The sequence below is a fragment of the uncultured Chitinophaga sp. genome, assembly GCF_937898475.1.
Classification (GTDB): Bacteria; Bacteroidota; Bacteroidia; order Chitinophagales; family Chitinophagaceae; genus Chitinophaga.
Window position 1 is genome coordinate 202,820 of the sequence record NZ_CALEJS010000041.1, and the last position, 14,539, is coordinate 217,358.

A 14,539-nucleotide genomic window follows, 5' to 3' on the forward strand; every position below is an offset into this window, starting at 1 on the left:
TCTCAGCAACATGAAAATTATCGTAACAGGATCATTAGGGAACATCAGTAAACCACTTACACAAACCCTGGTTAAACAAGGCCACTCCGTAACCGTCATCAGCAGCAGCCCCGAAAAGCAGCAAGCCATCCGGGACCTGGGCGCACAGGCCGCAATTGGTTCAGTAGAAGATACCGCATTTCTAAGCAAAACTTTTACAGGGGCAGACGCCGTTTACTGTATGAATCCACCGCGTTTCAGTGTGGCAGACCAGATCAGTTATTATCAGCACATAGGCAGCTGCTATGCCGAAGCCATTGCACAATCGGGCATCAAAAGGGTAATTTACCTGAGCAGCTACGGCGCTCATCTGCCTTCAGGCACAGGGTTTATATCCGGCTCCTACAAAACGGAACAATTGCTGAACAGTATTGCGAATATCCATCTTACCCACGTCAGGCCGGGCTATTTTTATTACAACTTATTCAACCTGGTCGGCATGATCAAAACTGCCGGCTTCATTGGTAATGTATATGGCGGTGAAGACAAACTGGCATTAGTATCGCCAACAGACATCGCTGCAGCGGTTGCAGAAGAAATCACCGATGTAAAAAGCACTAAAAAGGTCCGTTATGTTTTCAGCGATTACCGCACCTGTAACGAGGTGGCTGCAGTCCTGGGAAAAGCAATCAACCTGCCTGAGCTTAAGTGGCTTGTCTTACCCAAAGAACAGGTATTACAATCGCTGGTAGCAAGGGGTATGCCGCTTAATGCTGCAGAAAACCTGGTTGAACTCGGACTTGCCATCCACTCAGGCATCATGCTTGAAGGCACAGCAGTACCGGAGCATATTTCGGGAAAAGTATCGCTGGAAGATTTTGCCACTACCTTTGCCAAAGTTTTTAACCAGGAAGAAAAATCATAACTTAACAAAAACAGCAGTACATGTCCGGTGTTAAGCCATACAGAATAAAAACCATCAGCCAGTTTCATGAGTTCCGCGGGCTGCCGCAACCGGAACATCCTTTGGTGAGTGTGATCCGGGTGGAAGACCTGGAACATTCCACCGAAACGGAAACCCTGGTGCAGGATTATTATTCGATCTCCTTAAAGAGGAATTTTTCCGGGAAGTTTAAATACGGACAACAACAGTACGACTTTGACGCAGGCGTCGTGTTCTTTGTTGCTCCCGGACAGGTATTCAGCATCGAACAGAAAAATAATGAAGGATCTAAGCCTACGGGGTGGATATTGCTCATCCACCCTGATTTTTTCTGGAACACACCGCTTGCCACCACCATCAAACAATACGAGTATTTTGACTACTCCGTGAACGAAGCCTTGTTCCTTTCAGAGAAAGAGGAAAATAAGATTGTCGATCTCCTGCAAAACATACAGGAAGAATACCACGCCAATATCGACAACTTCAGTCAAAGTATCATCCTTTCACAAATAGAGACCTTGCTGAACTACTGCAGCCGTTTCTATCAGCGACAGTTTATTACCCGGAAGATCACCAGCCACCAGCTGATTGACCGCCTGGAAAAATTGCTTACCGATTATTTCAACCAACCCGATCTTGCCAGTAAAGGTCTGCCCACCGTGCATTTTGTTGCGGAATCACTGAATGTATCCCCTGGCTACCTGAGCGGCCTGTTAAAGGTACTCACCGGGCAAAGCACCCAGCAGCATATTCATGAAAAACTGATCGAAAAAGCCAAAGAAAAACTATCCACTACAAATCTTTCTGTTGGAGAGATCGCTTACGAACTCGGTTTTGAACACCCGCAATCTTTCAATAAACTTTTTAAAATCAAAACCAACCTCTCCCCATTAAATTTCAGAAGATCTTTTAACTAAAACGCACAATTAAAACACTTCATTAAAACACAAAAAAAATCCCGGCACAAGTGCCTTTCCGGCCCCTTGTCCCGGGATTATTAGTTATTAATGCTTAATTATTAACCACGGCCTTGCCCAGCTCTTCCAAACTCCTCTCTTTCGTTTCTGGCAACACCTTCACCGCAAACACCAGGTGCAGGATCATCGCCACACAAAAGAAACTAAACGCCAGTGTACCGCCATAAGGTAATTCTGCCACCATCGGGAACAGCCAGGTCATCACCGCAGCCCAGAACCAGTGTGTAAAGCTTCCCAGGGCCTGCCCTTTGGCGCGTACGGAGTTCGGGAAGATCTCCGACAGGAATACCCATATCACCGCGCCCTGCGAAAAAGCAAAGCTGGCAATAAATCCTACCAGGTATACCAGCACCATATAACCGCCGAAGTTTTGGGTGTGGAATGCCCAGGCCGTTAATCCCAGGAAGACCACCATCCCGACAGAGCCCGCTATCAGCAAGGTCTTTCTGCCAAACTTATCGATCACGAACATGGCGATGATCGTGAACACCATATTCGTTACGCCTATAAGCACTGCCTGGAACAATGCCGTATCTCTTGCCAGGCCCGTCATAGAAAATATACGCGGTGCATAATACATGATCGCATTGATCCCTGAAAACTGGTTGAAAGTAGCCAGCAGCACCGCGCACATGATGGGAAAGGAAAACTTGCGGGAGAAAAGTTTTTCAGCATGCCCGCTGCGCTCTTCTTTTAATGAGTCAGCAATATCCGCTACAATGGCATCCGCATCTGTGTTGCCCAGGCCCACCAGCACTTTACGCGCTTCCGTTGTCCGGCCACTTTTCATCAGCCAGCGCGGACTTTCAGGAATAACGAACAACAGGAAAAAGAACACAATGGAAGGCACTGCCTGTACACCCAGCATCCAGCGCCAGGCATCCGTGGCAACAATATTATTGATATAATAATTAGAGAAATACGCCAGCAAAATACCCAGCACAATATTGAACTGGAACAGCGCTACCAGCCGGCCTCTTAACCTGGGCGGCGCGATCTCTGAAATATACATCGGTCCGGCTACGGATGATGCCCCGATACCCAAACCGCCAATAAAACGATAAATGAGGAAAGCGGGCCACGAATGCGCCAGTCCGCAACCAATAGCAGATACAATATAAAACACGGCTACCAGCAGCAGCACTTTTTTACGGCCGTATTTGTCCAGCGGGATACCACAGGCAATAGCGCCTGCTATTGTGCCGATCAGTGCGATGGCGTTGGTGAACCCGTGCCAGAAACCTTCCAGCTGAAAGACTTCCTTGATCGATTGTTCTGCGCCGGAGATCACCGCCGTATCTGCACCGAATAAAAGACCGCCCAATGCAGCTACCAGGCAGCCCGTGAAAAGTTGTTTGTTCATTCTTGGATTAATTGTTTAAGGTTGTTCACCAGGGTGGATAGTGGAATTCATCGTTTTAAGATACATATTATTTCATCATTTTTACATAACTTAAAAGTTCGGAACCATCAGGGGCTGACATCCGCGCCGGACGACAGGCGCACTTTCAAACGCTCAGCCCTTCAAACGCTCAAACTTTCAATCCGCCGCATGAAACTGATCCTCCTTTTCCTGCTGATTTTAGTGTTCCCGCTTCAGCCGAAGCCGGAAGAAAAAATGATGATCAGCCGAATCAGCTATATCATGCATTTAAAGGCTACCCTGGGACAGGAATACTGGCCCGGCTTCAACACCGTGGCGGGCGATGTGCCGCTGGTGTATTTCACCGATTCCGCCTCCTACATCACCAATCCTACTCCGCGTTTCATGGCGATGTTCCGCCCGGTACAGATCTACCACAGCGCGGAGATCAACATATATAAGACGCCCGAACGTATTAACCACCATCCCTTCCATATGAGCACCGGGATGGACCTGCTGGATACCACGGCATTTAATTTCAGGGCCCCATTTATGTTCTGCAGCAGTCCTGAAACCACTAAGAAAGTGGTGACCGACCTGGGCTCAACGGAAGAATGGGCCACCATGGTACTGCATGAATATTTCCACGGGTTCCAGTTCCGACATGAGCCCATGCTCGACTACTACCTGAGAAATGTATATCCTGTTACTGCGGATAGCCTTCACCGTGTGTACAAAGGGCACAGCTGGTTTAAACGCCTTACAGATGAAGAGAACGGCTTGCTGCTACTGGCCATCAGCAGTACAGACAGCACCACCATGGCCACCTATCTTCAGCTCTTTAAGGATAAACGAAAGGAAAAACGGGACTCCTGCCGGGAGAAACTCCGGATCGACATCCGCAAATACGAAGGATATTATGAGAAGCTGGAAGGCAGCGCCCGCTATGTGGAATACCAGCTGATGAACAGTTTCCATACCTTACCGCCCGACAAAGCCCTGCAAAAGAGCGATACTTTCTATACGGCCAATAAACAGTTCAGTGATTTCCAGCTGGAGAAAAACACCTGGCTGTTTGAAACCACCCATTCTGCCAACTACACCTACGCCACCGGTTTTAATATGACCCGCCTGCTGGACAAGCTGAAGCGTCCTTATAAAGAACAGCTGTTCACCAATGCCCCGCTTTTCCTGGACTCCCTGGTGTTGCAACAGCCCTGACATTCAAACCCTTAACCTTTCAAACGCTTAAACCCTCCTCATATTTGCTTACTTACTAATCAGTCAGTATCTTTGTACCTTCGAATGTTTAAAACACATGTCTAATACCAGGGAAAAAATTATTGAGCTGGCGGACCAGCTCATACGTACAAAAGGCTTTAATGCATTCAGTTACGCGGATATCTCTGCGCCGCTGGACATTAAAAATGCGGCCGTCCATTACCATTTTCCCAATAAAGCTGACCTGGGCATTGCCGTCATTGAACAGGAGATCGCAAGGTTGAACGATGGCATACATCAGTGGAAAAAGCTTTCGCCTGATGCCCGGCTGAAAAAAATGATCGCTATCTTTCAGCAGCGCTACAAACAGCGCACCATCTGCCTGGTGGGTTCTTTAACCCCGGATTACGATACTTTTTCGCCGGCCATGCAACAAAAAGTACAGGAAATGTGTAAAGGAATACTTGACTGGATGGCAGACTGCCTGGAAGAAGGAAGGGAAGCCGGAAATTTCAGCTTTGAAGGCGATGCGTACGACAGGGCCCTGATGGTAATGTCTAACCTGATGTCTTCCCTGCTGTACTCCCGCGTGCTGGGTGGTAATATCTTTGGAAGGATGAGCAAACAACTATCGAAAGACCTGATTTAACTAGCCATTAGCTATTAGCCACTGGCTGCTGGCTAATGGCTAAATGCTAACAGCTAACAGCTTAAAACAAATATATCTCATGAAAAGAGCAGTTATCACCGGACTAGGCGCTTTAACACCGATTGGCAATACAACCGCCGCCTTTTGGGACAACCTGGTAAAAGGAACAAGCGGCGCGGCACGCATCACCAGGTTTGATCCCAGCCGCTTCAGAACACAGTTCGCCGGTGAGCTAAAAGGCTTTGATCCGCAACAGTTGCTGGATAAAGCCGATATCCGTAAAACAGACCCTTTCACTCAATACGCACTCGCCGCGGCAGAGGAAGCCGTGAAAGATTCGGGGCTTGACATGTCAAAAATAGATCCTTTTGATGCAGGCGTTATCTGGGGCTCCGGACAAGGCGGTATGCAAACCTTCGAAGAACAGGTGAAGGAATATACCCAGGGCGACTTTAATCCCCGTTTCAGCCCGTATTTCGTGCCTAAGCTGATCGCCAATATGGCCTCCGGCATGATCTCCATGAAATACGGCATGATGGGCATCAACTATACCACCGTTTCTGCCTGCTCCACCTCCAACACGGCCATCATGGACGCGCTGAACTATATACGGCTGGGTAAGGCAAAAGTGATCGTTACCGGCGGCTCTGAAGCGCCCGTTACAGAAGCTTCCGTAGGCGGTTTCTGTGCCATGAAGGCGATGTCTACCCGTAACGATGATCCCGCTGCGGCCTCCCGCCCCTTCGATGTGGAAAGGGACGGCTTTGTAATGGGAGAAGGCGCCGGCGCCCTGATACTCGAAGAATATGAACATGCCAAAGCCCGTGGCGCACACATCTATGCCGAAGTAGCCGGAGCAGCCATGACCGCGGATGCCTATCATATGACCGCAACACACCCCGAAGGACTGGGCGCTTATAAGGCAATGCAACTGGCCCTGGAAGACGCAGGACTGAATCCCTCACAGGTGGATTATCTCAATGCCCATGCTACTTCCACGCCCGTAGGTGACCTCAGTGAAATAAAAGCGATCAGCAAATTATTTGGCGAGCAGCCCGCACATCTGCATATCAGCGCTACCAAATCCATGACAGGACACTTACTGGGCGCTGCTGGCGCGATAGAGGCGATTGCCTGCATCCTGGCCATCCGCAACGGGATTGTTCCCGCTACGATCAACACCACACAACTGGACCCGCTTATTCCCGCCGGACTGCAGATCGTACTGCAACAGGCGATTGAGAAAAAAGTGAAAGTGGCGATGAGCAACACTTTTGGTTTCGGCGGACACAACGGCATTGTAGTCTTCAGGGATATTAACTGATTTTTGCTATATTCGTGGGGTTCCTGTAATTCCACGTTTATTTTGCCAACCGATAAAACATACCTGTACGAATTATGGCAGAAGGTCTGTACCAATAACGACCAGCAGGCATTCCAGGCCCTGTTCGAACAACTGTACCTCCGCCTTGTCAATTTCAGTATTGCCTATGTGCATAACCGTGAACCGGCAGAAGAGATCGTTGGCGATGTTTTCCTGAAACTCTGGATGAACCGCGCCGCCACCGGCGAAATCACCCATGTGGAAACCTACCTCTTTACAGCAGTGCGTCACCAGTCGCTCAACTACCTGCGCAAATTCTCTACTTATCATGTGATCAGTACCGACCAGACGCAGGAGATCCATATGGTAGATACCGCCAGCCCGGCGGATGCTACTGAATGGAAAGAGCTCCTGTTCAAACTCCAGCAGGCGGTAGACGCACTGCCTCCTGAACGTAAACGTATCTTCAAACTGGTGAAGGAAGAAGGCTTCACCTGCAAACAGGTGGCGGAGATACTGCAATTATCCCCCAGGACCGTGGAGACACAGCTTTTTAAGGCCGTGAAACAGTTAAGGGTAACATTACAGGGGATTTCTCATTAGAAAGTTTAAAAATTTTTCCTCCCCGATACGTAGTTCCTCCTTTTTCGGTGTCTAACCCCATAACAAGCCATCTTATATTATGAACGCGGACCAATTCTCCTGGTTATTATCCAAAGAGCTGCAGGGCTCCCTCACTGCCGAAGAACGCGCCGTGATGGAGGCCGCGATAGCCGCCGACCCGGAGCTGGCCGCGCAAAGACGCCTGCTCATGGCCTTCTGGCAACAGCGGGAGGACAAAGCGGATCCCAACCGTATTACCCAGCAGGCTTTTTCCCGCCTGGTGGATAATATCAAACAGGCCGATCCTGCCCAATGGCCGGATGCCGAAACGCCTGTTGTGCCGTTCCCGGAATACAAAGAGCCCCGGTCCTTTTCCTGGCTCAAAGTGGCAGCCCTCTTCCTGCTGCTGGCGGGCAGTGCGTATCTCCTCACCATGTACTTCCGGCGGCAACCGCCACAGCCTGCGGCGCCCATGGCCAGTAAGCATAATAATAAAGGCGACCGCTCCCGCATCATGCTGTCCGATGGCAGCGTAGTATGGCTGAATGCCGACAGTGAGCTGAAATACCCGGAAAATTTTGACAATAGCAAAGAAAGAAGAGTGGTCCTCACCGGGGAAGCCTTTTTTGAAGTGGCCCCCGATGCCGGTAAACCCTTCCTGATCAGCACCAGCAAAATGAATATCCGCGTACTGGGCACTTCCTTTAATGTGAAATCCTACCCGGATGACCTGAAGCACGAAACCACCCTGCTGACGGGCGCCATAGAAGTGATACTGAAAGACAGGCCGGATGCAAAGATCCGCCTGAAACCCAACGAAAAGCTGGTGATTCCGAACACACCGCCGGACACCATCGCGGGCAATCCGCAACCGGCGCTGATGATCAGCAAACCTACCTACTTCCCCGACCAGGACAGCGCCATGATTGAAACCGCCTGGACAGAAGACCGGCTCATATTCAGGAGCGAACGCTTTGAAGACCTGGCCCTGCAGATGGAACGCTGGTATAACGTAGACATCACATTCAAAGATAAAGAACTGGCCAACCTGCGCTTTACCGGTATTTTCAGGAATGAAAAACTGGAAACAGCGCTCAAAGCCCTGCAGTTAACAGAACCTTTTAAATACAAAATCGATAATGGTCATGTGGAAATTTACTGACAACTAAACAGTTAAAATAAAAAACGGGAAATGTGCAACCATTCCCCGCGTATTAGTTTTACAGGAAGCGCCTGAAGGTAAGAGCTCAACGTTTCCCATTATTCACTAACATTCCTAAAGTTATGAAAAAAAAGCAACTGGTGCATGCTTACCGGGACAGGCGTGCGCTACTTAGAGCCATCTTTGTTATGAAATTTACTTTCCTCATTATTCTGACGGCCTGTCTTCAATTATCCGCTAAAGTGCACTCGCAAAAAGTATCCCTGCATGTCAGCGATGCCAGTATAAAAAAAGTACTGGCCATGATAGAGTCGCAAACACCCTATCATTTCCTTTTCAGCGACCGCCGGCTGAAAGACAGGAACAATGTCAGCGTACAGGTGCAACAGGCAGATGTATTCGCCGTACTGGAACAGGTTCTGAAACCCGCCAGCCTCGAATATAAGCTGCTGGACGACAACCTGGTGGTGATCACCCCCCGCGGTGAAATCACTACAGACGTGAAAGTAAATGGCCGCGTTACCGGGCCAGATCAGCTGCCGCTGGTGGGCGTTACCGTTAAAGTGAAAGGTACCTCTATCGGCAAACTTACCGATGTGGACGGAAAATTTGAACTGAATGTACCCGACGACGCCGTGCTGGAATGCAGCTACATTGGTTACGAAACACAGGAAGTACCCGTGAACGGCCGCAGCTCCATTAATATCGTGCTGCAGCCCAGCGACAAGTCCCTGAACGAGATCGTTGTGATCGGCTACCAGGCCGTTAAAAAGAAAGACCTCACCGGGGCTGTATCAGTAGTGAGAACGGAAGAAGCCCAGCGCATTACCGCCACCACCATCGGCGAATCCATCCAGGGCCTGGCTACGGGCGTGAATGTACGAAGCGGCGGCCGCCCCGGACAGGAATCCAAGATAGAGATCCGTGGCGTAGGTACACTGAATAATAATGATCCGCTGTTCGTGATAGATGGTCTTATCTCCTACGGCAACCGTGATTTCAACCCTGCCGATGTAGAAAGCATACAGGTATTGAAAGACGCTTCTGCCGCCGCCATCTACGGCGCCAATGCAGCCAACGGCGTAGTGATCATCACAACCAAGAAAGGAAAGGAAGGCCCCATGCGCGTAAACTTCAATGCCAAATATGGCATTCAGAAAATACCGAAAAGGTGGGACCTTACCAATAACCTCGAGTTTGCTGAGCTGAACAAAACCGCCTATATCAATGGCGGCAGAGAGCCTATGGCCAGCGTTTCTACAGAATTCAATCCTGATATCAATACCGACTGGCAGGATGCGGTAATGCGCACCGGTGCTTACCAGGATTATGGCCTCGACTTCTCCGGCGGTAGCAAAAATGCATCCTATTTCATTTCCGGTAACTACTTTAAAAATACGGGTACCGTCATCGGCACTTCCTTTGACCGTATCAGCCTTCGGGTAAATACAGAAGGCTCCCGCGGTATATTCCGCATTGGCGAGAACCTTTCCATTACCAATGCGCATGAAGACAGGATGGAAGGCAATCCCTTCTACGATATGGTAAGGATGCTGCCCGTAATACCGCTCTACGATGCCAACAACCCCGGCGGTTATGGCTATGGCAGCGATAAAGCCTATACCTTCGGCACCAACCCGGTTGCCATCAATAACCTGATACAGAGCGATCAGTATAATTTCAGGATCAGGGGTAATGCTTACGCAGAAGTGCGCCCGGTGGATTGGTTATTCTATAAATTCAACCTGGGCGTAGAAACCAGCTTCGATCATTTCAAATCACTGCGGAAGCTGGGCTCCTGGACCTACAATCAGCCCGTAGATCCTTCCAACCTGTACGAGAACAGGGCGCAGTTCCTCTCCATGTTATATGAGCATACGCTGAACTTCAACAAGCAGTTTGGCCAGCACAACATCAATGGTGTAGCCGGTATCAGCTACCGTACGGTAGATTATGAACTGACAGGAGCAGGTAAGCAGAACATCGCGCAATACCCGGCAGGCCGCTATTTCGATCAGCTGGATGCAGGCACCACCCTGCAAACCGTAGAAGGGAACAGTAAGGAATTTGTAACACTCTCCTACCTTGGAAGGCTCAACTACGACTATGCAGAGCGCTACCTGCTCTCCCTCACCTTCCGCCGGGATGGTGACTCCCGCTTCGGTAAAGATAACCGCTGGGGTAATTTCCCGTCCGTATCAGGCGCCTGGCGTATCAGCAGGGAAGCGTTCTTCAAAGTGCCCTGGGTCAGCGATCTGAAATTAAGGGCTTCTTATGGTGTGCTGGGTAATACCTCTACTATCCCGAACTATGCCCGCATACCGTCTCTTAACCTCTTCCCCTATGCCGTATTTGGTGAGTCGCAGAGCATACAGACCGGTGCTATCCAAACTTCACTCGTGAACCAGGATATTAAATGGGAAGAAAAACGGACCTTCAACGTAGGCTTCGACGCTTCCATCCTCAATAACTCGCTGGATGTAACAGCAGAATACTACCGCGCTACCACAAAAGATATCCTGGTACAGCTGCCCATAGCCGGTACTACGGGTAATGACGGTGGTAATCCCTTTGCCAATGCGGCCTCACTGCGTAACTCCGGTGTAGAAGTAAGCGTTACCTACCGCAATAATAAGGGCGCTTTCAAATATAACATCAGCGGTAACTTCACTACCATAAAGAATGAAGTGATCGAGCTGGGTAACCTGGGCGCAGGCAGAACATATATTTCTACCGGCCTTACCCGCAGTGAAATAGGACGCTCCATCGGTGAATGGTATGTGCTGAAATCCAACGGTATCTTCCAGAACCAGAAAGAGATCGATGATTATAAAGTACAACCCTTTGCCAAACCGGGCGATATCCGCTATGTAAATGTAAACGGCGATGATATTATAGATAATGACGACCGCACCTATGTAGGCAGCCCGTGGCCCAAACTGCAGACAGGACTGGCATTCAACGCTTCTTATAAGGACTTTACCTTTTCGATGATGCTGTATGGCAACTTCGGCAACAAACTGTTCAACGGTGTACGCAGCGTGATGGACCGTTTTGATGACAACTCCAACTATCGCCGCGATGTTAAACCATGGACGGCTGAAGATCCCAACACAGACTTCCCCCGCATTGCGTATAGCAACGAGCTGGGCATACAGTTTAATACGCGCGGAGATATTGACCGCTGGATAGAAAGCGGCACTTACGTACGGCTGCGCAACGTGGAGCTGGGATACACGCTGCCCAATACCATCCTGGGTAAAGTGGGATTCGCACACGCACGTGTATTCGTAAGCGGTCAAAACCTGCTCACCTTTACGGGATATACGGGCCTTGATCCCGATGTGGTAGGCAATCCTGATCCCGCTGCCTCTGTGCTGGAAAGGGGGCACGACGCCGGAAACTACCCGGCCAGCAGGATCATTTCTTTTGGCATCCAGTGCGGATTCTGAACCATTCAAATCAACAGTCATGAACAGATCAATTCTTCATATAAGTCTTTTAATCAGCCTGCTGTTTTCAGCTTGTACCGACAAGCTGGAAGTGGAAAATCCGAATACACCGGCGGTAGACCAGTTCTGGAAAACAGGCCAGGACGCCAAAGCCGGTGTTAATGCCGTTTACGGCAGCTTTTACCGTATAGGCGGCTATGCCCGATGGATCCATTTTAATTTCGATCTCCGCTCAGATGAAGGTTATAGCGGTAGCCCCTGGCTGGAACTTCAGAACTGGCAGAAGTTCCTCGTGGTGAACTATAACTTTGACTGCGGCATGCATGTGTGGCTGCATCATTACCAGGGCATTTACCGCGCCAACCAGGTGATTGCCAACGTTCCCAATATTGAAATGGATGAAACGCTGAAAAAGCAATACCTGGGTGAAGCGAAATTCCTTAGGGCTTTATATTATTTCAACCTCACCAGTTTGTGGGGCAACGTGCCTTTGCAGCTCACGCCCTCCGAGCCCACCGATCTGCCGGAGTACGCTACACAGGAACAGGATTGGGCACAGATCGAAAAAGACCTGACCGAAGCCATTCCCGATCTGCCCGCACAATATGGTGGCGCAGATATTGGCCGGGCCACCAAAGGCGCCGCCTATGCTTTGCTGGGAAAATTGTATATGCAGCAGCGTAAGTTTGATAAAGCGAAAGCTGCTTTTGACTGGCTGGTAACAGGCGAAGGAAAAGGATATTACGGCCTGATGGAAAACTACCAGGATAATTTTACACATTTGCACGAGAACAATAAAGAATCTGTGTTTGAAGTGCAGTTCTCTGATGCCAACATAGGCGGTCCAGATGTAGATGCGGCTAACTCTGCATCCGGCAACCAGCGCTCGCAGTTCTTTGGTCCGCGTGGTGTGGGCTGGAGCGATGGACAATGCCGCCGCTGGGTGGTAGACACGCTGAGCCAGGAGAAGACGATAGATGGCCAACGTGATCCGCGCCTGGCTGTTACCTGTCTCTGGGATTCACTGGATGAAAGAGGTCCTGATTTTACGCTGGTGTACGGCAGAACATTTAAAGACCGGTATGGCCCGGATAACCGGGAAGTGTGGTTCCACAAATACCTGGATGATTACTGGAGAGATTTCAGCAACTACTACTCTCCCATCAATTTCCGTGTGATCCGTTATGCCGATGTACTGCTGATGTATGCAGAGTGCCTGAATGAACTGGGACAAACCGCCGCGGCCTATCCCTATGTAGACCAGGTACGAGAACGCGCGCATCTGGCAAAACTGTCCGTAGTAAAACCCGGACTGGGCAAGGAACAGTTTCTGCAACAGCTCAAACATGAACGCATCTGCGAGCTGGCCGGAGAAGGTACCCGCTGGAACGACCTGATTCGCTGGGGCGACCTGAATGATGCCGTAAAGGTGAGCGCAGTAGCCAAAAGAGACCCGGACTTTGAGAATTTTCAACCCGGCAAACACAACCTGCTGCCCATCCCGCAATCTGAGATGGACATCAATGCGCACCTGCAGCAAAATCCGAATTGGTAAATCGTTTGAAGTTTGAGGTTCGTTTGAGGTTAGAAGCTTTGGGCAGGTATATCATTACAGCATACTTGTCCGGAACTTTAAATCTCAAACATCAAACTTTAAACCTCAAACTTCAAACATCAAACTTCAAATATGCGAAAACATCTGCTGACGCTATTAATGACCATTCTGCTTGGCTTTGGAAACATTTATGCACAACAACAAAACGGACGAGGCATCTGGACACAGGACCAGGCGCGCGACTGGTACGCACAGCAAGGCTGGCTGGTAGGCTGTAATTTCACGCCCAGCACAGCTATTAACCAGCTGGAAATGTGGCAGGCCGCCACATTTGATACCGCTACAATTGATCGTGAACTGGGCTGGGCGGAAAACCTGGGCATGAATACCGCCAGGGTATACCTGCATGATCTGCTGTATCAGCAGGATGCACAAGGCTTTCTGTCACGTATGGATATCTTTCTGCAGATAGCCGCCCGGCACCATATCAAACCGCTGTTTGTGCTGTTTGACTCCTGCTGGGATCCTTTCCCTAAGACCGGTAAACAACGCGCGCCCAAACCGCATGTGCATAATTCCGGGTGGGTGCAGAACCCGGGCTATAAAGCCCTGAAAGACCCGGCGCAATATCCGCGCCTGGAAGCCTATGTGAAGGCAGTAGTAGGCCGTTTTGCCAATGATAACAGGATACTGGGATGGGATGTCTGGAACGAACCGGATAACCCTAACACTTCCTCCTACGGCAAACAGGAACTGCCGGATAAAGTAAACTATGTGCTGCCGCTCCTGCAAAAGTCCTTCGAATGGGCCAGGTCTGTAAATCCATCGCAGCCGCTCACCTCCGCCGTATGGGCTGGTAACTGGTCTTCCGATGCCACACTGAAGCCGATAGAAAAAGTACAGCTGGAACAGTCAGATATTATTTCCTTCCACAATTACGAAGCGCCGCAGGAACTGGAAAAGTGTATCAAATGGCTGCAACGCTACGAACGTCCCATCCTTTGTACGGAATACATGGCAAGAGGCAACGGCAGCACCTTTGAAGGCAGCCTTCCCATCATGAAAAAATACAAGGTAGGCGCCTGGTGCTGGGGACTGGTAGACGGTAAAACACAAACCATCTACGCCTGGGACAGCTGGAAGAAAACCTACACGGCTAAACCGGAACTGTGGTTCCATGATATATTTCATACAGATGGCACACCTTACAGGCAGGAAGAAACAACGCTGATCAAAAGCCTGACAAAATAACACAAGTTTCAAGTTTGAAGTTTGAGGTTTGAGGTTCGTTAAAAGTTTGCATGTTCAGAA

Annotated in this window: 11 protein-coding genes; 10 read left to right on the top strand and 1 reads right to left on the bottom strand. The window is 49.7% G+C overall.

The features are described from left to right. Positions 1–10 precede the first annotated feature (10 nt). Together Q0577_RS25210 and Q0577_RS25215 are read left to right on the top strand one after the other, a co-directional pair. On the top strand, positions 11–904 hold the full coding sequence (locus Q0577_RS25210; RefSeq protein ID WP_298741287.1) for an NmrA family NAD(P)-binding protein: 894 nt from the start codon (positions 11–13) through the stop codon (positions 902–904). A gap of 20 nt (positions 905–924) precedes the next feature. After that, positions 925–1,839 (top strand): AraC family transcriptional regulator, encoded by a 915-nt coding sequence (locus Q0577_RS25215; protein ID WP_298741289.1) that lies wholly within the window; start codon positions 925–927, stop codon positions 1,837–1,839. Between the two features lie 94 nt (positions 1,840–1,933). Here the strand turns inward: Q0577_RS25215 and Q0577_RS25220 are convergent, their stop codons facing one another. Continuing rightward, positions 1,934–3,262 carry a sugar porter family MFS transporter gene (locus Q0577_RS25220; RefSeq protein ID WP_298741292.1) on the bottom strand — a complete coding sequence of 443 codons (1,329 nt, stop codon included), beginning with the start codon at positions 3,260–3,262 and terminating at the stop codon, positions 1,934–1,936. Positions 3,263–3,451: 189 nt separating this feature from the next. Here Q0577_RS25220 and Q0577_RS25225 point away from each other — a divergent pair, with 189 nt between their 5' ends. From Q0577_RS25225 to Q0577_RS25260, 8 genes are all read left to right on the top strand, one after another. Beyond that, positions 3,452–4,483: a hypothetical protein gene (locus Q0577_RS25225; RefSeq protein ID WP_298741294.1), complete on the top strand. Its 1,032-nt coding sequence runs from the start codon at positions 3,452–3,454 to the stop codon at positions 4,481–4,483. A gap of 97 nt (positions 4,484–4,580) precedes the next feature. Continuing rightward, a complete protein-coding gene (locus tag Q0577_RS25230; RefSeq protein ID WP_298741296.1) occupies positions 4,581–5,132 on the top strand; it encodes a TetR/AcrR family transcriptional regulator in 552 nt (183 codons plus the stop codon). A 79-nt stretch (positions 5,133–5,211) separates the two neighbouring features. Next, positions 5,212–6,456 (top strand): beta-ketoacyl-ACP synthase II, encoded by a 1,245-nt coding sequence (gene fabF, locus Q0577_RS25235; protein ID WP_298741299.1) that lies wholly within the window; start codon positions 5,212–5,214, stop codon positions 6,454–6,456. Between the two features lie 42 nt (positions 6,457–6,498). After that, positions 6,499–7,059 (top strand): RNA polymerase sigma-70 factor, encoded by a 561-nt coding sequence (locus Q0577_RS25240; protein WP_298741300.1) that lies wholly within the window; start codon positions 6,499–6,501, stop codon positions 7,057–7,059. Between the two features lie 79 nt (positions 7,060–7,138). Next, the gene (locus Q0577_RS25245) at positions 7,139–8,221 is read left to right on the top strand and encodes a FecR domain-containing protein (protein ID WP_298741302.1); all 1,083 of its coding nucleotides are present in this window, start codon (positions 7,139–7,141) and stop codon (positions 8,219–8,221) included. 122 nt (positions 8,222–8,343) lie between these two features. Continuing rightward, complete coding sequence (locus tag Q0577_RS25250; protein ID WP_298741304.1) at positions 8,344–11,673, top strand: TonB-dependent receptor; 3,330 nt, start codon at positions 8,344–8,346, stop codon at positions 11,671–11,673. A gap of 19 nt (positions 11,674–11,692) precedes the next feature. Further along, entirely contained in the window at positions 11,693–13,228 is a 1,536-nt protein-coding gene (locus tag Q0577_RS25255) for a RagB/SusD family nutrient uptake outer membrane protein (RefSeq protein WP_298741306.1), read from the top strand. A gap of 132 nt (positions 13,229–13,360) precedes the next feature. Further along, positions 13,361–14,479 carry a cellulase family glycosylhydrolase gene (locus Q0577_RS25260; protein ID WP_298741309.1) on the top strand — a complete coding sequence of 373 codons (1,119 nt, stop codon included), beginning with the start codon at positions 13,361–13,363 and terminating at the stop codon, positions 14,477–14,479. Positions 14,480–14,539 lie beyond the last annotated feature (60 nt).

Bases quoted from the DNA above. Each gene is read 5' to 3' on its own strand.
- Q0577_RS25210 (WP_298741287.1), top strand. From the start codon at position 11: ATGAAAATTATCGTAACAGGATCATTAGGGAACATCAGTAAACCACTT.
- Q0577_RS25215 (WP_298741289.1), top strand. From the start codon at position 925: ATGTCCGGTGTTAAGCCATACAGAATAAAAACCATCAGCCAGTTTCAT.
- Q0577_RS25220 (WP_298741292.1), bottom strand. From the start codon at position 3,262: ATGAACAAACAACTTTTCACGGGCTGCCTGGTAGCTGCATTGGGCGGT.
- Q0577_RS25225 (WP_298741294.1), top strand. From the start codon at position 3,452: ATGAAACTGATCCTCCTTTTCCTGCTGATTTTAGTGTTCCCGCTTCAG.
- Q0577_RS25230 (WP_298741296.1), top strand. From the start codon at position 4,581: ATGTCTAATACCAGGGAAAAAATTATTGAGCTGGCGGACCAGCTCATA.
- fabF (WP_298741299.1), top strand. From the start codon at position 5,212: ATGAAAAGAGCAGTTATCACCGGACTAGGCGCTTTAACACCGATTGGC.
- Q0577_RS25245 (WP_298741302.1), top strand. From the start codon at position 7,139: ATGAACGCGGACCAATTCTCCTGGTTATTATCCAAAGAGCTGCAGGGC.
- Q0577_RS25250 (WP_298741304.1), top strand. From the start codon at position 8,344: ATGAAAAAAAAGCAACTGGTGCATGCTTACCGGGACAGGCGTGCGCTA.
- Q0577_RS25255 (WP_298741306.1), top strand. From the start codon at position 11,693: ATGAACAGATCAATTCTTCATATAAGTCTTTTAATCAGCCTGCTGTTT.
- Q0577_RS25260 (WP_298741309.1), top strand. From the start codon at position 13,361: ATGCGAAAACATCTGCTGACGCTATTAATGACCATTCTGCTTGGCTTT.